General features: G+C 36.7%; 13 protein-coding genes and 1 pseudogene. 9 read left to right on the top strand and 5 right to left on the bottom strand.

Translation table 11 applies throughout. The features are described from left to right. The first annotated feature begins 111 nt into the window (after window positions 1–111). On the top strand, window positions 112–1,077 hold the full coding sequence (locus J7Q84_RS02640) for a DUF4145 domain-containing protein (RefSeq protein WP_209092829.1): 966 nt from the start codon (window positions 112–114) through the stop codon (window positions 1,075–1,077). Between the two features lie 154 nt (window positions 1,078–1,231). On the opposite strand, the gene J7Q84_RS02635 is transcribed toward J7Q84_RS02640, so the two are convergent. After that, window positions 1,232–1,807 (bottom strand): TetR/AcrR family transcriptional regulator C-terminal domain-containing protein, encoded by a 576-nt coding sequence (locus tag J7Q84_RS02635; protein ID WP_209092828.1) that lies wholly within the window; start codon window positions 1,805–1,807, stop codon window positions 1,232–1,234. A gap of 331 nt (window positions 1,808–2,138) precedes the next feature. Here J7Q84_RS02635 and J7Q84_RS02630 point away from each other — a divergent pair, with 331 nt between their 5' ends. Then, window positions 2,139–2,801, top strand: a complete 663-nt coding sequence (locus tag J7Q84_RS02630) for a class I SAM-dependent methyltransferase (protein WP_209092827.1) — start codon at window positions 2,139–2,141, stop codon at window positions 2,799–2,801. 267 nt (window positions 2,802–3,068) lie between these two features. Here the strand turns inward: J7Q84_RS02630 and J7Q84_RS02625 are convergent, their stop codons facing one another. From J7Q84_RS02625 to J7Q84_RS02610, 4 genes are all read right to left on the bottom strand, one after another. After that, window positions 3,069–5,489: a DEAD/DEAH box helicase family protein gene (locus tag J7Q84_RS02625; RefSeq protein WP_209093102.1), complete on the bottom strand. Its 2,421-nt coding sequence runs from the start codon at window positions 5,487–5,489 to the stop codon at window positions 3,069–3,071. A 1-nt stretch (window position 5,490) separates the two neighbouring features. Continuing rightward, window positions 5,491–5,814: a nucleoside triphosphate pyrophosphohydrolase gene (locus J7Q84_RS02620; RefSeq protein ID WP_209092826.1), complete on the bottom strand. Its 324-nt coding sequence runs from the start codon at window positions 5,812–5,814 to the stop codon at window positions 5,491–5,493. 232 nt (window positions 5,815–6,046) lie between these two features. Then, the gene (locus tag J7Q84_RS02615) at window positions 6,047–6,571 is read right to left on the bottom strand and encodes an IS630 family transposase (protein ID WP_209092825.1); all 525 of its coding nucleotides are present in this window, start codon (window positions 6,569–6,571) and stop codon (window positions 6,047–6,049) included. Continuing rightward, complete coding sequence (locus tag J7Q84_RS02610; RefSeq protein WP_247739031.1) at window positions 6,571–7,173, bottom strand: helix-turn-helix domain-containing protein; 603 nt, start codon at window positions 7,171–7,173, stop codon at window positions 6,571–6,573. The genes J7Q84_RS02615 and J7Q84_RS02610 overlap by 1 nt, the downstream gene beginning before the upstream one ends. A gap of 191 nt (window positions 7,174–7,364) precedes the next feature. On the opposite strand from J7Q84_RS02610, the gene dpdA reads away from it, so the two are divergent. The 7 genes and pseudogenes from dpdA to dpdF all read left to right on the top strand — a co-directional run bounded on the left by dpdA (window position 7,365) and on the right by dpdF (window position 21,707). After that, window positions 7,365–9,884: a tRNA-guanine transglycosylase DpdA gene (gene dpdA / locus J7Q84_RS02605; RefSeq protein WP_209092824.1), complete on the top strand. Its 2,520-nt coding sequence runs from the start codon at window positions 7,365–7,367 to the stop codon at window positions 9,882–9,884. Window positions 9,885–10,057: 173 nt separating this feature from the next. Further along, complete coding sequence (locus J7Q84_RS02600; RefSeq protein WP_209092823.1) at window positions 10,058–10,984, top strand: tRNA guanosine transglycosylase family protein; 927 nt, start codon at window positions 10,058–10,060, stop codon at window positions 10,982–10,984. Next, window positions 10,956–11,702 (top strand): hypothetical protein, encoded by a 747-nt coding sequence (locus J7Q84_RS02595; protein ID WP_209092822.1) that lies wholly within the window; start codon window positions 10,956–10,958, stop codon window positions 11,700–11,702. Before J7Q84_RS02600 ends, J7Q84_RS02595 begins: the two co-directional genes overlap by 29 nt. Then, on the top strand, window positions 11,687–14,434 hold the full coding sequence (locus J7Q84_RS02590) for a hypothetical protein (RefSeq protein WP_209092821.1): 2,748 nt from the start codon (window positions 11,687–11,689) through the stop codon (window positions 14,432–14,434). The genes J7Q84_RS02595 and J7Q84_RS02590 overlap by 16 nt, the downstream gene beginning before the upstream one ends. 392 nt (window positions 14,435–14,826) lie before the next feature. Further along, window positions 14,827–15,639: pseudogene (locus tag J7Q84_RS02585) on the top strand (transposase). 191 nt (window positions 15,640–15,830) lie between these two features. Next, window positions 15,831–19,142 carry an SNF2-related protein gene (locus tag J7Q84_RS02580; protein WP_209092820.1) on the top strand — a complete coding sequence of 1,104 codons (3,312 nt, stop codon included), beginning with the start codon at window positions 15,831–15,833 and terminating at the stop codon, window positions 19,140–19,142. Next, on the top strand, window positions 19,143–21,707 hold the full coding sequence (gene dpdF, locus J7Q84_RS02575; RefSeq protein ID WP_209092819.1) for a protein DpdF: 2,565 nt from the start codon (window positions 19,143–19,145) through the stop codon (window positions 21,705–21,707). Window positions 21,708–21,712: the final 5 nt, after the last annotated feature.

Genomic DNA, 21,712 nt, shown 5'->3' with positions numbered 1-21,712 from the left:
AAGGTGTCATCGAATAATTATGATTTTCCTTTATATATGATAAAATCGGATTATAGCTACCTCAAAAACTATAACACTGAATAGATAACTAGTTATTAAGGAGACATGATGATGCCCAATGATTTTTTATTTGAGTTTGTCAGACAATTCTCAAGTGAACTGGCTGAACTCGCATACCGTATTGAAAATCAATTGCTAGATCAACCCCATGCGTCTATGATGCAGGCTCGATTATACAATGAACAGCTAGTGAAGATTATTAGTAAAGAAGAAAAACTTGAGGAAGTTTATCCCCTTAAGATTTCCGAACAAATACATAAATTATACCGGCAGAATGTAATTGAAGAAGATATTTATCTAAAGCTGGAATGGATCAGGAAGAAAGGAAATAAAGCAGTACATAATGTAGAGGAAGTAGATATCCATGATGCACTGCAAGCTCATAAGTTTCTGTTTGAGATTAGCGTCTGGTATATGCAAGTATACGTAAGCTATAACTTTGAAGTCCCAGTTTATAAATTGCCTGTTAAAACTGAAAAAGAAACAAATTCATTAGGAGCCATGGATATGGATTCTTTAATCAAACCGTACTTAGATGAAACATTGCAAAAAATGGATGATATGTGGTCAGAAGTTCAAAAGGAGCTTGAAGTTATTAGGCAGGAGAAAGGACGAGTACAAACTGAGACGAGTACACCAGCTAATAAAAAAGTAAATAAAATAACTACAGTAAGTAAAGAAATAGAGGATTTATATCGCTTTTTTAAACAAAATAATTTTACTAGAACGAATACAAGTACTAAGGCTATAGAATTTGAACATGCTACTCATGAAGAATTTGTATACTTGCTGTTTAATAAAGAAATAACAATTGTTTTGAATCCGAATACTGTAGAAAATAATTCAAGTTTACAAGGCGGAAAGAAGTCTCGCAGTACAGCGCTGAGAAAATTTCCAAAAGAAATTAATAATGGAAAAACACCAATAAATTATGGGTATTCTTTCAAATTTGAAACAGAAGAAGAATTGGATTCATTTTTACATAGTTTAGATACTATGGATCTTGTGAAAAACTGAAAGTATTTTTATACATACACTCCATGCACGGTTGTGTCGATAGGAAGAAAATAGCTTAATACAAAAGGTATCAAGCGTATTTAGGCTAACATTTGTATTAAGATACTTTAAAATGTCAGATCAAAGTTTGTTTAATTTTGATCTGACATTTTTTTTAATCAATTAACAATCCTGTAAACAACACTCTTAATCCATATAAAAACTGCTGCTCAAAATCCAAACTAACTTCATATTGCTCTCCAAAAAGTAATCCAAATTGTTTAGTTTCTTCAGGAGAAAAATGCTTTGCACGAAGCTCATCGGCTACAAATGATAGTATGTAATTATTTACAAGGTTTGCAGCAGTTAGACAGTTTTTATCTGATACACCGTACTTGGTAAGAGCAGCTATAAGAAATTTTATTGCTTTTATTCTGCTGGGTGTGCTCGGAAAAGATTGTGCAAAAATGTCTACCGCATCTCTGGTTTTTAATAATACTCTTCGAACTTCTAAAGCAAGGATTGTTATTGCTTCTTTTGCATTATCAATGGTTTCAGGAATAACAATTTCTAGGTTAATGTGTTCCGCTATCAAATCATATAAATCCTGTTTATCTTTGATATGCCAATACAAGGAGGCTGCTTTAATATTAAGCTCTTTTGCTAAAGTCCGCATTGATAAATTGCCTATTCCATCACGATTCAAGATATCAAGTGATGCATTTACAATTGCTTCTTTTGTAATAGCCATGAAATCACTCCAAAATTTTTTGGAAAAACATTGACACTAACAGTGTTAGATGATACGCTAACGGCGTTAGTTAACTAACGTTGTTAGATAGCTGATTATAGTCTATTAACATAAGAAAATCAACTTAATGCAGTAGGCGTTTTCTAGGCAGGAAATATAATTTTACCCAGCGTATCGGTTTTGTTCTTGCCTTTTTTGATAATTATGGGTTACTTAATTTTTCAGTACCGGCTGGTTTAATGCAGTTGTTGGAATCTGAGCCGGCATTTTTACAGGTCTGTCAATTAACAATGAAAATATTCGTAAATAAATAATTAGTAGGTGAAATGTTATGATGAAAAACATGCGAAAAAATAAAGACGTTGGTATTTATGGTTTAACAGCAAAATGGTATGATAAAAATTCTCGCAAAAGCAGAATGGCTGAAATGCAAAGATATGCTAATGAAGTTGCATCTCATGTTAGCAAAAATGCAAATGTATTAGAAGTCGCACCCGGCCCTGGTTATTTGTCTATAGAACTTGCTAAGAAAGATTTTAATGTAATAGGAGTCGAAATAAGCCCTGATTTTGTAAAAATAGCAAAGAAAAATGCAATGGAAGCAAATGCTTCTGTTGATTTTAAAGAAGGTAATGCTTCAAATCTCCCTTGTAAAGATAACTTTTTCGATTTTGTTGTTTGCAGTGCTGCATTTAAGAATTTCAAAGATCCTGTAAAGGCACTATCTGAAATGTATAGAGTGCTAAAACAAGGCGGAACATCTCTCATAATAGATATGAATTACGAAGCAACATCCGAAGATATTGAAACGGAAGTGAGAAAGTCAGGAATGAAGGGGTTTGACAAGTATTTTGTGAAATTTGCTTTTAAGACTTTCTTGAAACAAGGTGCTTACACAAAAGAAGATTTTGAGACATTCATAAAAGAAACACCTTTTAATAATTACAAAATTATAAAAGAAGGCATCAGTTTATATGTTTATCTTTATAAATAAAGTCGTTTCCTTTTCCAAACAAAAGTGAGTTATAGAAAAAACTGAATTAGGTAAAAAATATATGAACGACGGGGGCTTTAATACAAAAGAACTAATTCTAAAAAAGAAGAATTTTATCCAATTATTTTATTTATAAAAAATACTCACCAGCATCTTATGTATTGCCACATACGCCCTGGACATGTTGAGTGTGTACCAAAATCATAATTCAAGTGAACAATTTAAAGGTGAGCCCCTTTGAGACCGATGAAGGGGCTCGTTTTTCGCTTAATACAACTTGATACCCCGATAAAAGAAATAATAATGCAAGCGATACTCACAAATCTCCTTCGTCCAGCGCCATAACAGCTCACGGTGCTCTGGCAAAATATCGAAATGCAGCGTCAACACGTTGTTCTCAAATGAAATCAAACCGCCTGATTTATGGCTGAGCATAGTCATCGGCATATCGGCGATAAGTTTGCTTACTTTTTTCTCGTCATAGTCCCAAAGCTTCTTGGTATTCGCGCTTGAGAAGTCCTGGTCTTTGCGGTATTTTTTGCTCATGTAGTATTGATGAAAATATGGAGCCGTTTCCTCAGACCGAATCGGCAAAAACCAGCGGTCAATTCCTCTCATCAGCATCGCATTCAGCACAACCATCTTATAGCTTTTACTCATGCTGGTTCTCTCAATCTCTTCAAGCCATGGCTTGTACAACTTATAAGTTTCCTTTTCTTGTACTGTTAACTCGCCTACCCAATCAAGAAAACCGATGAATGATTTGAACTCCTGACGATACATTTCATGATCGACAGTCCCGTTTTGATATGTCTCTAAATATGTTGGTCGTTTTCCTAAATCCTGTTTCACGGTAAAGTAATTCTCTTTTAATATGTCACGTCTTGGCATTTTCTTTTTCACCAGTTCTTCCAACAGGTTAATTGCCGCAACTTCAAAGTTGACTTCACAATTGTCTGGAAGAATTGGTTCTAAAGCAGAAGACTTCTTTCCTTCATCCGCTACTTGAAACAAACTCATCTTTACATCAGCATTCCGGTAGTTACCGATTAAATCGATGATTACACAATGTTTCTTTCCATCATACAAACGCAACCCACGTCCTACCTGTTGGGTGAAGACGGTTAGGGACTCGGTAGGCCTTACAAACAGAAGAGTATCAACAGCTGGAATATCTATACCTTCATTAAATAAATCAACGGTAAAAATTGCTTCAATTTCGCCGTTACGTAATTGCCGAATAGCTTCAGACCGGGAAATGCTTGTCGTGCCTGAATGTAGGCTTACGGTCTTATGACCATTCTCTCGGAAAAAAGAATTGAGGGCTTCCGCCTGCCGAACAGAGGAGCAAAATACAAGTGTCCGCGTTTGCTTATGCTTCCGCCAAGTATCCAGTGTTTTTTCATATAACTCTTTTCTGTTTTGTGCTTCCGTTAGTTGTTCTTGGTCATAATGCGTTCCAACCCAACGGATTTTACTATAATCGGTATCATCATAAACACCGTAATAATGAAACGGAGCGAGCCACTTGTGTTGAATTGCCTCAATGAAATCAATTTTATAAGCAACCTTCCCATCACATAATGAAAAAATATCGCGGTTATCGTTTCGGTATGGTGTCGCTGTAATGCCAAGTAAAAACTTAGGATGAAAATAAGTGAGCACGTTTTTATAAGAATTTGCTGCAGCATGGTGAAATTCATCAATGACGACTAAATCAAAATGGTCAGGTGCGAATTTCTCAAGGTGTCGCTTTTGATTCAGCGTGGAAATGGAGGCGAATACAAAATCAGCATCGCCCTCTTTCGCTTTACCGTTATAAATCCCTGTTGTTTTACCGGGATGCACATTTTGAAAAGACCGCTGCGCTTGATATAAAATTTCTTCTCGGTGAGCGACGAACAACACACGATGAAAATGCTGGGCTAAAAACGCCGCTAAATATGTTTTCCCAAGTCCTGTCGCCATCACCACTAATGCTTTATCAAAGCCTTCCTCTATGGCAGTTTCCAATTCCCGCAGTGCATCAACTTGTGCAAAACGAGGCTGAATGTTATAAGAAAGGGGTGGATCAACAATAATATCAGGCTGCTCCTTCTTGTTCACAGGCAGCATCAAATCCTGTTCTTCCGCCTCTGTCCAGTTTTGTGCAAGATTTGGCTGCTGTTCATGATATTTTTCATAATCGTCCTTATACAATTTTACAGTTTCGCGATTGAGCATAACCGTATTTTCATGGTCATACAGTTTCAAAAACTCTTCAATTGCCTTTTCAAATGTACTTTGCTCTGCCGATTTTTGCACCCCAAGATTCCACTCTATCCCATTTCGTAAAGCGGACCTTGACATATTGGAAGAGCCGACAAATAAAACTCCAGATTCATTATTATCAAATATGTAGGCTTTCGGATGAAAAGACGTACCGGCGCTCTTAAACAACTTCACTTGTATATTTTCATGAATCCCTATTAATTCCTCCAGCGCTTCTGGCTGTGTAATATACAAGTAATCTCCGGTACAAACCTTAATATCAGCGTTCCGTTCTGCTGCTTCAAGCAACGTTTGCTTCAACAGCCTTACGCCAGACTTCATAGTAAAAGAAGTTAAAATATAAATAGTAGAAGAACTCCTTATATAGGGAAGAAGTTCTTCTCCAAGCTGATTTGTATACAGCTCTACTTGCCGCATATTAGTCCTGTACCTCAATCAAAAAGACTTTCTCCATAAAACCACCACGATCTTCTGCTTTCTTTTGGCGGATACGTTCTACTTCATCTATGCTCGAACCGTGGTAATGGGCGAGGGCGTGGATGATTTCTATAAGGTCTGCGAGTTCTTCCAAAGCACTTTCGTTGTCTGTAGTTTCGAGATATTCGTTTAGCTCTTCTTGGCTTTTTGTTTTTAAGGCTTGTATGTATTCTTCCTTATTCAAAATTTTTGTTGTGCATGTTTTTCCAGATTGTTCGATGATAGCTGGGATTTTGTCCCGAACGAGTTTGTTGTAGGTTGGCATAGATTTGACCTCCTTTTTATATATGAAAATGTGTATATTTTTATTATAGTGAGTTTGTGTAGTGATTTGTATTGCATGTTGGCAGGATAATTTATATTGATCTTTGAAATGAAGTTGGTAATAGTCTATATCAATAGAGTAGACACTATGATGATTTTGATAAAGTGTTTTCATGTCCAGATCGATTTAGCTATTAAGCTATTCCAGTATTTATTCTCTATATAAGTTCCGATTAATTTTTCGACATGGCTAGTCCTCCAATCCCCTGGAGCACTTTCTTTGGATACGCATGAACATAGTCCACAAAGGACTCCGCGGATTTTCGAATCTCTTTTCGAGTGGCATGAAACCCATTCACGATGACACTGCCTTTCAACCATCCCCAAATACGCTCCACTGCGTTTAGGTTGGGGGAGTATGGCGGCAGAAAGAGAAGTGTGAGTCGCGGTTCGTTCTGTTTGAGAAAGGACTTAAGCAACTTCGCATGATGAATTTTGGCGTTATCTAGAATCATGACGATGTGTTCTTCTTGATATTGCGCGAGAATGTACCGTACAAACGTAAGAAATGTGGTCGCATTGCATCGATTCGTTTCCATACAAAGAAACTCCTCGTTTTGAATGTTGACACAGCCAAATAAGCTGACCGCCGCATGATGTCCATACGTAGGGATTTGGGTTTGTCTGCCTTTGAGACTCCATGTGGAACGCAGGGTTTGGTAGTGACGAATATGACTTTCATCTTCATATAAGAACACTACTCCATCTGGAGCGTTTTTTTTATCATGGCCAATTCTTTTTCAAAGGCAGCCTGTTTCTCTTGATTCGCATGCTTTAACGTATAGGTGGGACGTGTATAACGGAAGCCCCATCGTTTCAGCATATCACCGATTCCATTGCGGGACATGGTAATGGTAAATTTCTCTTGGATGACATGCTTCAAAATCCGCGTATCCCAACGGGATTCACAGCCAATTCCTTCTTCAGTTGGTGTACTGTGCACCAGCAGGCGTCTCAATTCCTGTTCCTGTTCTGACGATAGAAACGGCGGTTTGCCGGGCGAAGAGCCCCGGTATAACAAGGCATCCATCCCGCCTTGATTAAACTTCTTCACATAGCCTGAAATCGTTTCGCGGTGGACATTCAACAGCTCTGCCACTTGAATCGCGTAATACCCTTGCATAATCAGACGGATCACGGCGACCCGTTTGGCCATAGCTGCCTGTTTTAGTGTTTTTTCATGAACTTCGAGGCGTTCCACCGTCCAGCCATGGTCATTTGTAACCAGTAATCCTTTTCCCATTTTCATCCACTCCTTTTTAGTTCTTCTTAGGAGCAGTGTAGACAAAAGAGTAGACATTTACACGTGTCGAGAACTTAAACAGGATTTATATAGCAAATAATAGGGAATAATTATTAGGATATCACTCTAAATAATTACAAAAACTAGTTACGGAATTATTGGAATTGGAAAAAGAATATCTTTTATATTAGAATATAGATTATGTCTAAAAAGATGGTATGGCTAACCTCATAAATAAGGGGAATAAAATGAAAACTCTAATTATTAGTTCATGTACAAAAGATAAAATATATAATATTAATGAGCAGTTAAGTAAGGCTGACTTTAAAGATACGAATCTCTTCGCTAAAAAAGAAAAAGAATTGGGACCCTTTCGAACTAAAGCTAAGGATATATATAAAGGAAGGCAACACTTAAGAGTGATGGAAGGTATTCAACATTTAAGAGATAAATTTGGAAGGCATGTAGTCGATTTTGCTATCGTCTCTGCTGGCTATGGTTTGCTGGACGAAGATGATGAAATAGTCCCTTACAATGTTACTTTCAGTGAGATGAAGAAAGATGAAGTAGTTGAGTGGTCTAATTATTTAAAGATAAATGAGGAAACAAGTGCGTTAATTCAATCGTATGATTTAGTATTTTTTTTACTTGGAGAAGAATACCTCCGCTCTCTCTGCTTGCCCTTCTTAAAAACAAAGGATGATCAAAAGCTAGTTTTTTTTGCAAGTAAGGCTAGTAAAAAATTAATTCCAAATCATCATCCGTATTACTTTGTGGAAGTAAGACATCAGGATGCTAAAGAGTTTGGAGAAATGTCAATTAGTATAAAAGGGCATCTCTTTAAGTTACTTGCACAAGAGACAGCAATAAACGGTTTAGAGACCCTAGAAACGGTATACCGTGAGCCGGAAGAGTTACTTCATTTACTGAATCACTATAGACAGCCAGAAGTTGAACAACTATCACTGTTTGAGGAAAAGGTAACTAAGGCAAAGCAAAGTAAAGCTAACAAGGGAGATAGCAAAGTGAAGAAGTCAGGTATAGAGATACTCGAATTGCATAACGCAAAGAACTATGGTTTTCATGAGATGAAGTATTTTATGCCAGAAAATAATGACCGTGTTGATCCAAACTTTAACTTCATCACGGAAGAACATACAAAGGACCGGGATCCATTTATAGATGATGTATATGCACATGAAATTTATAAAAAACCAAATTATGATGGGGTCTTGATTTCTAAGGTCAATATTGATGAATCTGAAATGAGAAAACAAAGGATTATTGAGGCCGGAGGATTGCGCAATTTCTTAAGGATTCCTTCTGATATTCCATTGTACGGCGACTGTGGCGCTTTCAGCTACATTAATGCTGAGAAACCACCTTATAAAACAGAAGAAATACTGCAATATTATAAGGATTTCCAGTTTGATATCGGGGTATCAATTGATCATCTTGTTATCGGACATATCGCCCAAGACGTTGTCAAAAGAAATTACCGGTTTGATTTGACACTGGAAAACGCCAAGAAGTTTCTCGTAAAACATCAGCAGGGTGGATATCAGTTCAAACCATCAGGTATCGCTCAGGGATGGGACCCAGCATCGTATCGTGAAGCTGTTAAGCAGTTGGTTGAGATGGGTTATCGTCATATATCTCTGGGTGGATTAGCCTTTGCAAAATCTGAACAAATTCTTGCAGTATTAATGGAAGTAGCCCCCCTGTTACCGGAATATATAGAAGTTCATTTGTTTGGAGCGGCGCGGTTAGAATTACTTGAATTATATTATCGACTAGGTGTTACTTCGTTTGATTCTACAACTTTTCTTAAGAAGGCATGGGGAAGCGCAACGGGTGGGAATTATTTTACTAAGGATCAGAAGAAATATGCCGCTGTGCGGATTCCACAAGCCAATATAAGTAAAAATTCAAAGTTAAAGGAACTCGTCGCTAGAAGTATTGGTGATTTACCTTACTTTGAAGATATGGAAAAAAAAGCACTTAGCTGTCTGCGAAACTATGCTGTAGGAAATGCTGGGATGAAAGAAACAATTGAGACTGTTATGCAATATGATTCGTATTTTGAAACCTTGAAACAATACAAAAAGTTACACAAGGTACAAATGGAGAAAAGAAATAAACATATTGCTCTCAACCTTATGACTACATCACAAGAACTTGAAGATATTGCGTTGAAAATTGCCAAAGATATACCGAGCAAATCAGCAGTTACTACTGCTGAAACCATTTTAGTTAGTTCTGCAAATTGGAAACCTTCTAAAGTATTAGGATGGGTGGAAGAGCAGATTTTGAAACAAGTTCGTGCTATTCATAAAAAGGAAAAGTTATCACACTTTGAAGAATATACTTGGGGAGATGTTAGTTTTCATAAATTCCTTTCTGAAAATATTATTGTTATTGAGAAATATGTAAGAGATCCGTTTTTGCGAATTATGAAGGATATTGCAGCATTAGAAGCGGATGTAATAGAGCGGGAAAACTTAATTCTTATTCCATCGACAATAAAGAAATATTTTAAAGAAAATTATAACACCGTATATACTAGTAATAAGCTTAGACCTCATTATGAACGGGTACTAGAAGATCAACCTTGGAAGAACTGCGGTTGTGAAATTTGTCGAGATGTCGGAGTGGAAGTTATTATCTTTCGTGGTAACAATCGTAATCGAAGAAGAGGATTTCATAATACTCATGTCTTCTACGAACAATTTAAAAAAATCGTGCACAGAGATAAAATTACGCCATAAACCTTCCTAAGAAAGGGCTGTTGAAATGAGATTTCAACAGCCCTTTCTATATATGTTTCTATAGATATAAGCACGTTTATGTATTTTTTTAAGAAAAAAGAGAATTTTTTGTTTGGTAAATTAAAAATAATGGAATAATGGTTATGTTGATTTGATAAAAGAGGAGGAGGTTTATGGAGTTTTATGTTAGTTGGTCGCATAGTGATGCTTTATACTGTGAATATTTTAACAATTGTCCCATTCTTATATCAGCAGTCCCTGATAACAAGAATGCTTTACGGAAGTTTAAAAAGTTGCCATCTAAATTAATGATTGATTCAGGTGCAATTTATTATGTACGAAAAGGACTTCATTATACAGTAAAAGAGATTTTTGAACGGCAACTTTTTATTGCAATGCCTCTTTTATCTACATGCCCAATTACATTTGTGCATGTAGACGAACCCTTGTTGAATAAAGTGACACTAGCAGAAAGATACGGTGCATTTGAGAAAACGCTCATCAATGCTTATGAGTATATGAATTTAGTGAGGAAACAAAAAATAGATACAAATTCTAATGTAACGATTTTAGGTGTAATCCAAGGATACGATTTTCCCAGTATTCAATTTAGTATATTTGAGTTAAAAAAATTAGGATACCACAAATTTGGTCTAGGATCATTGTTAGGGAGGAACATGTCGGAACAGATGCAATTTATCAGTTGGGCAGCAGAACTTGTTGGTGCGGGGAATCTTCATGTTTTTGGGGTAACTGGAATTCCTCAAATTCAGGCAATGGGTCATATCGGCATTTCTTCATTCGATTCTAGTAGACCAACCAAGGTAGCCGTATACCATCAAATATTTTATAGTAATCCATTTCGTACCTATCTTATAAAACATTCAGGAATAGATAGGGGAGGGCAGAAAATTTCAACTCCCCTTCATTGTGAATGTCCCGTATGCGAAGAGAATGCACTTGATCTTATGAATCTTACTCATCAAAAATATACCAAATTACGCTCTATCCATAATTATTACCACTTTTTGAAGACCATACAACCATTCTTGCGAAAGGAGTATGATGTAAATGTTGTTTCAAATGTGTTACGGTCCTGAGTTAGAAGCTATTCATATGGTTGTTTGTCGGCAACCGGGTATAACGATGATAGAACTGACTGATTTGTTTCAGTACAATCCAGATGGGGACATTACCTCTCTTATAGAGGGAGCAATCACTTTTTTGAAAGAGGTAGATTTTTTGGCAGTGGAAGAGAAACGGATCTATCCTAGACAGAATGGTTGGGATGTTATTACTTTGTTAAAAAGACTGAACGAAATAATGAAAAATGAAAAAGAGCCCTCTTTTAATTATCTATTTTCAACAATGTATTATGAATTATTTATAAAGCCGGATCGCCTGTATGTACAAGATATATACTATGAAACTAATGCGGTATTTGTAAGTCAACCAGTTGGACAAGAAAAGGTGAATGCATGGAAGAGAATAATGGAGTTTTTGGGACTTGGGTATAGAGCCTATGGAGGTTTTTATGCACTTCCACACCCTACGTTGCTTTTAAAGATTATAGCAAGTCAAAAGGGATGGGAAGGACCAGCACAGATATTTTGTCAGGAACATGTATCTACTATTATTCCTTGTGAATATAAAGGAAAAGTTTATCAAGGGATATTGCATGGCCTACAAGGTCTGCACAGTAATGGAATAATAAAATTACAATACAAACAAGATTTACCGTACGTACATTATGATGGAATGCATGGAAGATGGAATTGGCTTCAAATTAAGGAGGATGTTTCATGTTACCTTGTTTAGACGCAAAGAAGTTAAAGATGTTGAAGGGAACAGCAGATGAACGATATGAATTTTCTCAGGAGTTGTTTCGTCAAACTCATTATCCACAAGTGATGAGTGAATTTTACAAACAAAAACTTTTAAAGCAGTGGGAAGAGGAAGAATTACTTATTGAATTGCAAGATGCTCCAGATTTCGCTGGAAATAGAGTATATATCATATTTGGCTCTACAGGTTCAGGCAAGTCTGAGTTGCTTTGTTGGTTAAAAGATCAATGGATTATGCGAAATGTTACAAGACCAGTCATTCGTATTTCGAGGAGTGAACTGAACCCGCAATTATTAATTAAGAGGTGCTATAATGTGCTGGGTATTCAGGCGGAGGGCCTATTATTAGATGAGCAGAAATGGGATATCCTGCTGAAAAAGCCTATTACTATTGTCAACCAAATGATTTGGACAGCTTTATCTGAAGTATTAGAATGTGACGAAGAGATTGTACCAGTTGCTCTACTTCTAAGACCAGTTGTAGAGTACAATATTATGGATTTTGCTAAGCAGGTGCGAAGAAAGGATATTAGTAAACCACTTCAAATCATTACAGAGGATGAATTTAAAAAAATTCAACAAAGTACCACAATTCCGATAGAGATTAAGTTTAAAACACTCCAGGATGCTCTTGCAAAGAAACTAGAACATTTTTTATTTCAAGGACATAACCTCTCACAACTTCTAAGACAGTTATCCCATTATCTAAAAGAAAATGAAATTAGACCCCTTTTGTTGATTGATGACTTAGTACAGTCTGTGAATTTGTATGCCGCGGAAATTTTAGACCATTTCATTACTCTCGAAGAAGGAAATTGGGATGTGGTTGTGGGACTGACTCCTGGTGTAGTCAACGGTACAGATTATGATAGGGAGTTCAATCAGAGAGTACAGCATTTAGATACAATAGATGATAGGGTAAAAAAGCTTTGGCTTTCCGATGAAGCAGGAGAAATGTTTTTTTCTTTATCTCAGGAGCAGGCATATGAATATACTGAAAAGTATATAAACGCACTAAAAACAGCAAACGGATATACTTGTTCGGTAGAGTGTCCTTATCACCAAGAATGCAAAGAGCGCCTTATAGGGGAGGAAACTACTCGTATCTTACCATTTAATAGAGCACTTATTCATAAAATGTATAATGGCATCCCGACTGGTAAGGGTGTTTTACGATACATGGTACTGCATATGCGAGAGATTTTAAAGTGTTTCTCTGCTGGGAAACCTGTGGATATACAAAAAATTCAGAGCTATATTCAACGTGATAGTTTTATCAAACATGACTCTCCTATCATAAAACTATTAGGAGAAATGTTTGCAAGTCCAAATGATGATTTTGTGACCCTCCCCGGTCGGACACTACAGGCATTTGGTCTAGAAGCTATAGATATTGTGCTGCCTATCATAAAGTTTACAGAGGAAGTCTTTCCTGCGGATGAACAAACAGTTATAAAAAAAGAGGTTGTTCCAGCACATTTTTTAGATTGGGTTGAAGGACGGAAAGTCAATGAAAATGTACTAGAGGCATTGAAAAAAAGTACAGCACAAATTGTTCATGAAGTGACAAAAGGAACGAATATGTCGAGACCTTATACGTCTAGGCATATAAGGGTAACTTCCATTTTGCAAAGAACAGAGGTACAACAACGGTATAAATATCCTATCGTTTTAGGGGAAGTTCAAGAAGATACGATAAACATTCAAAAAGATTTAAATAACAAATACTTGCTTCATTTTCATGAACAAAAACCACAGCAGAAGGCAGCGCTGTTCTCACGGCATACTCAGGATGCCTTTATTGCAGACTGGATTTATACCACAGAGTTTTTGAAAGAAGATTGGAGAAGCGAAATAGAGCAACAGTTGCAGTTAAGTCTATCTGAATTTGCATACGGTTTGAAAACATACACGGATATTTGGAGAACCGTTAGTCAAGCAGATTGGGCGGAAGGATTCCGGCACTTGCTTTCAGATGAGGTGTATGAATTAATTGAACAATTATATCTTGATTGGTTCTCTCTACGGGACAATATGATCGACTATGCAAGCATCGAACTCATGCCAGACGTAAGTCAATTTGAAGCGTGGTTCAAAATACACAAACCTAAACCTGCATTGAGTAAGTATAGCATAGGAGGATACAGTCTCGATAAGTTCATTTCTTTTTTACACGGAGCAATATCAGAGATGGAGAAAAGAGCAATTCCCTTCATTACTGATAGGATAAAATTATACAGGGAAGTACTACCTTTTATTAATGTTACTAGTGCCGAGCATGGTGAAAGAGTAGAGCGTCTTTTAAATAGTTGGATTGTACAGCAAGGGAAAATCCAACATATCCAGCAATTCAATGAAATTGAAACTTGGCTTAGTCAGTGTGACCAAGGTAGAAGGTTGATGCAAGATTGGTATGAAAAAAGAGAATTTCTAGTCAATACGCGATATTTTGTACAGTATCTATTACAACAAGAGGAAGAAATATTATTGCAAGATAAAGAAGATTTAGAAAGAATTTTGAGAGAGAACTTGCAAGTAAGGCCGCAAATTGAAAAACAACTGACGAAACTCCTTATTGATGGGGAAACAATCTTACCGCGCAATCAGTGGAAGGGAGTCATGAGAGACTTAGAGCAAATTCATCCAGGAATTTTGAAAGACCTTGTTACCGTTACCTTAAAATTTAACCCGAAAATCGTCTCCTGAGAAGGAAGGCGATTTTTTTTACTTTTGTTGTTAGTTTAAGTTTAATAACAAAATGTGTAGTTGACATTAAAAGACTCTGTTCTAATATTATGAGTTTCATAATACGACAATCAAGGATTGTTTTTGCAATAATTAATAAATTAATGAAATTATAAGTGCTAACGGTCTTTTTACAAAATATTCATGATATAATTACAATATATCACTAACGTTGTATTAAAAAAGACAAAATCTTAAAAACACTCAAAATCTTCATTAACTTTGTTTTAAGCAAAGAAAAAGCCCTTTATAATGGATACAGTCAGGTGGTAACCCGTTCAAAACCACTAAAAAGGACCAATCTCATGGACAAGATTACACGAAAAACTTCATTTGCACAATAGTTTTCAGCAATAAATCTTCAATTATCTGAAGAAAACGTGAAAACGATGAAATTAGATTACTATACGAAAAAATTAACGACTGATTCTTTCTTGAAATTATTGCTTTTTGCGCAGCTAAATGAAATCGAAAGTTTACACGCGCTCAGTGATTGTCTTTTCGACGACCAGCTTCAAAAAGGGATTGATCTTGATTCCATCAGTATTTCTCAGCTGTCGCGTCGATTAAATGGCATGAATTCAGATATATTCCAACGACTTTTCCTTGATTTAGTAACACAAATTCATGCCAAAACGTACTATAAGAAACTCGTGATGCCCTTGAAAATTATTGATTCAAGCACATTACCACTCAATTTAACTAATCATCGAGGGCAACATTCCGCAAAACAAAGGCCGGCGTAAAGATACACCTTCGTCTCGTATTTATGGAAAAAGGTACATCCTACCCTGAAAAAGCTGTGCTGACAACCGCAAACGAACATGATCGCGGTCAGCTTGAAGTCATGGTAGATGAAAAGGAATGCATGTATGTGTTTGACCGCGGAAGAGATTTCAGAGATGTATAAATCGCGCTGAGCGATCGAGCTGTTTTTCAAATGGATCAAGCAGCATCTCCACATCAAAACGTTTTATGGACAAAGCGAATGGACGATTCACAACCAAGTGTTTATTGCACTCATCGTCTTTTGCTTGCATGTTCTCGTGCAGCAAGAAACGAAAAGCAAGCGAAAACCCCTGCAAATTAGTCATTATTTAAGAGCCTCCATATGGAAGCCGACATCTGTTTGGCTTCGAAAAATTGAAGGGAAAGCCGTCCCTTAACGAGCAAATGGTCGTTGTAGCTTACGTCTAATTATAAATAAATTCCAAATGGATGACACAACCTTTGTTTGGATATCACTTTTTGGCTCTTCATTAGAAAAAATATAAAACTGAAAATTCAAACAAATTTTATGCAACACTAGTGACAATAGATAAATAATATTAATTTTTTTACAAGGTGGGCTATTTAATTGGATAAATTAAAAAAAGGCATGTATGTTCGTTGTCCCATTGATGAAGAGTATCCAGAATTACCACGTCGTTTTGCTTTAGGGCAAATTGTCGAATATAATGAGTTACTTTGTGAAGTGAAGGTAAGGTTTCATGAACTAAACAATCAATTGTCGATGACAGTTCTATATGGAATTAACAATATACAAGTTTTCCCTATTAATGAAGTGGTTCATTGTGAAATTTATCCAAATATAGAGGTGAAAATTAAATCATCCATAAAAGGTTCAATTATTTGTAATGTAGATAATAGTCAAGATGAATATTATTATTACTATGTTCAATATATAGAAGACGGCAACAAGAAGGTTAATGTGTTCCGCGAAGACCAGTTACAGGTCTCCTTTTCTGGAAGTAATAGTTTTCCCATTTTTCAACTAAAAAATTATGAATTTCATAATCCAATTTGGTATCATAATCGCCAGATTGTATCGGGTGCTCTACACACGTTAAAGAGTGCTACTTTTGGCTTCGAAACACTTGTAGGTTCTCGAGTATTTCTTATGCCACACCAAGTAGACACTATTGTACGAGTAATAGGAGAAACTCCTTGTCGTTTTATGTTAGCCGATGAAGTAGGGCTTGGCAAAACGATACAAGCCGCGGTTATCAAGAAAGGGTTAGAACAACGACTGGGAAACATGAAAGTATTAATTATTGCTCCAGAATCCCTTGTCTATCAATGGAAAAATGAATTTCACTATAAATTTTGGGAAAATATCCCTGTTTGGGATGGAGAGAGCTATAAGCTGTCAGAACAGTTAATCTTCCCATTAGAAAAGGTGAACACGCCAGAAGGCATCCAGGTTCTACGCTCAAAATGGGACTTATGCATTATTGATGAAACGCATCGGTTATTACACCTGGGCTCTGAATATAGCATTATTAAGCGGTTAAGTAAGAGAGTGAGTCACTTATTATTGTTAAGTGCTACACCAATTCAAGATAGAAGAACGGAATATCTAAAGTTATTAACGTTATTACAACCAGAGAAGTATTCGGATATAAGTGAATTAAGGTTCAACAATTTATTAGAAAAACAAACTTATTTAAGTGGCAAAATTCATAGTCTAGTTCGTGACTTAGACGATTATTATACTGATGAATTGGCTGAAGATTACGTAGATGAGTTAGAAGAAATTGCTGACGAATTAGACGATCCAATCTTAGAAAAATTAGTATCTAATATTGATATTGATTCTAAGGACGAGGGTTTGTCTGCGGTAAGATTAGCGATAGCCTATATAGCAGAACATTATCAAGTTGAACGAAAAATTATCCGTCATCGTCGTAAAGAGCTTGGTGACAAATTAGCAAGTCGATCCCTTGAAATGGTAAGTTACGATATGAGGGGGGCCGATGAGTTATTTTATGAATATGAGACATATGATATATTATTAGATTATCTGAATAGGTTTGATAAAAATAATGTAGAATTTAAACGAATTTTGCTGTCGGCCATGTTTAGCTCTCCTTTTGCATTGATGTCTGTTTTGAAGGAAAGAAAGAGAGTCATTATAGGAGATGCTAACAATTCTACAACATCTATTGCAGGCCGTTCTGCCATTAGGTCTCTTGAAGAGACTGCTGTTATTGCTGGTGAAGAGGCACTACTGAATAGGTTAATTCAGACCACTAACCTTTGGAGACAGGCTAATGCACTAGAACTGACACGATTAGATGAACTTTTAGACGATCCCGATTTAATTAAAGGGAGACTTGTGAAGGTTGTCGATTATATAGCTGAATCACTAAGTGACAAAATTGTGATATTCGCTTCTTGGAAAGAGACACTACTAGAACTGGAAAAAGTTATTGCCAATAAGTTTGGTTCGGAATCTATTCGGAGCTTTTATAGTGGCATGAGCGATCAAGAATTACAACAATCTGTAGATGACTTTCAAAAAGATCCAAAATGCCAATTTATGCTGTGCGATGAATTGGGTGGGGAAGGCCGGAATTTCCAAATGGCTGATGAGATTCTTCATGTTGATTTGCCTTGGTCTCCGTCCATGTTGGAACAACGAATTGGACGATTGGATCGTATTGGCAGGGATAAAGAAGTTCTGTCAGTTGTATTTGTTTCAGAACAAACGGTTGAAACTGATTTATTTCAATTATGGAATGATGGCCTCAATATCTTTAACGAATCATTGAGTGGTCTTGAAATTGCGCTTGGAGACATTAACGAACAAATTAACAAGGCGTTAACTACTAATATCCGTTATGGTCTATCTGACGTACTAGGAATTATGCAATCCTCCTTAGAGGAGATGCGCAAGAAAGTAGAGGTTGAGCGCTATTATGATATGGCTCGCCAACTTGATGAGAGCGTGCAGGAGCAACTGATAAGCCTAATTAATAAATTTGACGGAGATAACGGTGCACTGCTTGGAAAGACAATGATGTCATGGGCTAATCTTGCGGGCTTACACGGAACTAATGGTGAACAGGGCCAAGTCACTATCTTTAGACCTGAAGGGATCAGCTTAAAGTCGATGAGAAATACATTACTCATTCCCCCATTTAACATGCAAGAGTCTCATAAACGAGCGAAACGAACAGGAGAAGTAAGAGGAACGTTCAACCGCAGAAAGGCAATTGAACGAGAAGATCTAATATTTTACGCCCCTGGGGATCCTTTTTTCGATGCTATTGTGACTAATGCAATTTCTTCTGATCTTGGTCGATGTTGTGCATTTTATCAAAAAAATACAGGCATCAATTGGAAGGGCTTTATCTTAACATGGTCTGTTTCTATTGACCCTAGTTATTTGTTAGATAGAGATCAAGGGCTAGAGAATCTTGTACTTGCTCAAGGTTATATTCCTCTTGAGCACACCTATACGGTACACGGCTATGACGAATCAGATCAAGCTGTTGATGAAAAGACGGTGAGACGTATTCTTAAATCTTATAATGATAGATACAAAGGTGAGCATTTAGGTAAGAGAGGGAATGGAAGATTTAAACAGTTCAAAGAGATGTTCCCTGCTGACGAATGGTTACCAAAGATTGAGCACATGTACGAACAAAGTTATAACGATGTTAAACTGCAAGTATCTAAGATGATTGATATGAAACGGGCTGAAAATGATTTCCAACGTCGGTTGGACGGAATGAGAGCAGCAAATTTATATTTTAACAAAAATGATATTGATGACGAGGAAGAAATTACACGATTATCACATATTTATTATGCCTTATTACAAGGATTAGTACGCCCAAAAATAACGCTAGAATCAGCTGCGTTCGGATGGTTGGTGAAATAGATGGACGATGCTTTAAGTATCATTAAAGATCTGTTGTTAAAAAAGATAGAACCAAGCGAAGCATATAAGTTTATCAATGCTTGGATTAAGAGGCAAACTGATCAGAAAGAAATAGCAAAAGCGTTCAGTGCTCTTCGGTTATCTCGTTGTTTGTCTTCCATTGAAGATAAAGGAGATACTGATACGTGGTACGATGCTGCCGGACATCTACGTCAAATTATTTTAATGTATCATGAAGGGTTGCCATTGCATGAAGTTTATGCAAAACAATTCACGACTTTGAAGGGTACATTTGGATTTACAATTGATTATGCAAACGAAGTTAATTGTAGTACAACTTTGCCTAGTTGGTTGAACCATTCCAAACAGATGCAAAGTGTCTATGATTTGGAATATAGACGATCTAGTACTCGACGTATAGGTGATGGCTTGCTGTTTCAGGTAACTGGGTATACAGAATACGCCTCAAGAGAACAGAAGGCGTTAGTAAGAGCAAGTATGACAATGCAAGAAGGACAAACCCTTCTTGCTTGTTTGCCGACTGGGGGTGGAAAGAGTTTAATTGGCCAACTCCCCGCTTTCTATGAAACAAAAGGCGGTCGAATTTACGGAGGTGTCGCTGGAGGCGGTACTACGCTCGTTATTGTTCCAACTGTAGCACTAGCAATTGATCAGAATAGATCGTCCAGAGAATATTTTAAGGATGCCCGTGATGAAGAACATCGACCGCAGGCATATTATGGTGGTTTAGATAAAGATACGAAACAAATAATCTATGCTGGTGTGAGAAACGGAACAATTCCATTGCTCTATACATCACCGGAAGCTATTCTTAATGGACCTTTGTACAGTATTATTCTTGATGCAGCGAAAGAAAATCGAGTCAATCGATTAGTTATTGATGAAGCTCATATTGTTGTTGATTGGGGAGGAGCGTTTAGAACAGACTTTCAGTTGTTATCTGTTTTTCGGAAGAAACTGATGGAAGCCAGTGGAGGAAAACTGAAAACCATCCTCCTTTCTGCAACGCTTACTGATGTAGCCACATCAACGCTCTGTAAATTGTTTTCTGAAGACAATCATTTAATCGAGTTTCGTAGTGATGCGCTGCGCTTTGAACCAATCTACTTTCTAGATCAACCTGAAAACCATGACCAAAGGAAACAGCGCATACTTGAACTCATTCCTTTGTTGCCCCGACCACTTATTCTATATGTGAATAGTGTTAAGAGCGCTACGGAATGGATGAATTCTATTCAAGAATGTGGATTTTCTTCAGTTATTACTTTTACAGGAGACACTCTAAGTGATGAGCGCGAGCGTATTCTTAAACGTTGGAATGAAAATAAGCTTGATATGGTAGTGGCGACATCAGCTTTTGGAATGGGTGTGGACAAGAGTGACGTTAGAACAGTTATTCATTGTGATATTCCTGAAAGTATCAATCGCTTTTATCAAGAAGTAGGACGTGGTGGCAGAGACGGATTTGCATCTATTAGTTTATTGAGTGCAATTAGACAAGATGAATCTAATTATACGAACAATAGCGCGGTTTTAACAGTTAATAATATGATTGAGAGATGGGAGAAAATGCGCCAAGTTGCAAAGGAATTTACTGGTGATTCTTTTTGGGTTGATACAAATGCTCGTCCTTATCATTTGAGGAATCAAGAAACCGGTAATCATAATGCAGGTTGGAACGAAACAACGGTGTTATTTTTATATAGATACGGCTTAATTGACATCGTTGACATTCGGAAGCGTGAAGAAGATGAGCGGCGTCAATTGTTGGTGAAGATGATCAATATTGAGGTTCTAAGCGATAGAGAATTGCTGAATCAAACGTTAGAGCCTTTACGAAAGAGGGAAAAAGATCGTTTTCGTTATGAATTTAACAATATGAAAAACATGATTTCTAACGCTGAAGATGAGTGTTTTGGTATAAGTTTTCAAGATTCGTATCCTTACGCAAGTGAGACCTGCGGAGGGTGTCCAGCCTGTCATAGAAAGCAAGTTACTCCTTTTCAATACTCAACGATGACGGTAGCAAGTACGCCGTCAGTTAACCAAGATGCTAATATTGATGGGATTCTGAAACAATACCTCGGTAGCTATAAAGATGTATTGCTGTATACTAATAAAATGTCGACAAAAGATTTAATTGTAGGCGCTATTAATAGTATGGTAAACGCCAGGGTTCAAATGATTGTTATTCCTAAACTACTAAATGTAGATCGAGATCATTTTATCCAGAACATTCCAGTGGAAACACAAGTCAGTTATTCGATTATTGAAATTGAGGAACTTAAAAAAGATAGCGATATGTACATGTTATCGGGCCCAATTGCAATCGTATACCCTGAGTTGAGAACTGAGGGGGATTGGGTCTATCGTTGGGCAGGTAACTACCAAACTCAAAATTCTAACAATAGTGTGATTCATATTGCGCCAAAGGGCTATATAATTGAATCTGAGGGAAAACAACTGTTGGAATTAATAGACGGTTCACTTTGTAATATTGAGCAAATATTAATTAGAGCAGAAGATGACGAAGATTGGCTCTAATAATC

The organism is Bacillus sp. 165 (assembly GCF_017742235.1).
In the GTDB taxonomy this organism is placed as follows: Bacteria; Bacillota; Bacilli; order Bacillales; family Bacillaceae_G; genus JAGHKQ01.
This window is presented reverse-complemented; position numbering and strand designations above follow the sequence as displayed.

Bases quoted from the DNA above. Each gene is read 5' to 3' on its own strand.
- dpdA (WP_209092824.1), top strand. From the start codon at position 7,365: ATGAAAACTCTAATTATTAGTTCATGTACAAAAGATAAAATATATAAT.
- J7Q84_RS02630 (WP_209092827.1), top strand. From the start codon at position 2,139: ATGATGAAAAACATGCGAAAAAATAAAGACGTTGGTATTTATGGTTTA.
- J7Q84_RS02635 (WP_209092828.1), bottom strand. From the start codon at position 1,807: ATGGCTATTACAAAAGAAGCAATTGTAAATGCATCACTTGATATCTTG.
- J7Q84_RS02595 (WP_209092822.1), top strand. From the start codon at position 10,956: ATGTTGTTTCAAATGTGTTACGGTCCTGAGTTAGAAGCTATTCATATG.
- J7Q84_RS02610 (WP_247739031.1), bottom strand. From the start codon at position 7,173: ATGTCTACTCTTTTGTCTACACTGCTCCTAAGAAGAACTAAAAAGGAG.
- J7Q84_RS02640 (WP_209092829.1), top strand. From the start codon at position 112: ATGCCCAATGATTTTTTATTTGAGTTTGTCAGACAATTCTCAAGTGAA.
- J7Q84_RS02590 (WP_209092821.1), top strand. From the start codon at position 11,687: ATGTTACCTTGTTTAGACGCAAAGAAGTTAAAGATGTTGAAGGGAACA.
- dpdF (WP_209092819.1), top strand. From the start codon at position 19,143: ATGGACGATGCTTTAAGTATCATTAAAGATCTGTTGTTAAAAAAGATA.
- J7Q84_RS02620 (WP_209092826.1), bottom strand. From the start codon at position 5,814: ATGCCAACCTACAACAAACTCGTTCGGGACAAAATCCCAGCTATCATC.
- J7Q84_RS02625 (WP_209093102.1), bottom strand. From the start codon at position 5,489: ATGCGGCAAGTAGAGCTGTATACAAATCAGCTTGGAGAAGAACTTCTT.
- J7Q84_RS02600 (WP_209092823.1), top strand. From the start codon at position 10,058: ATGGAGTTTTATGTTAGTTGGTCGCATAGTGATGCTTTATACTGTGAA.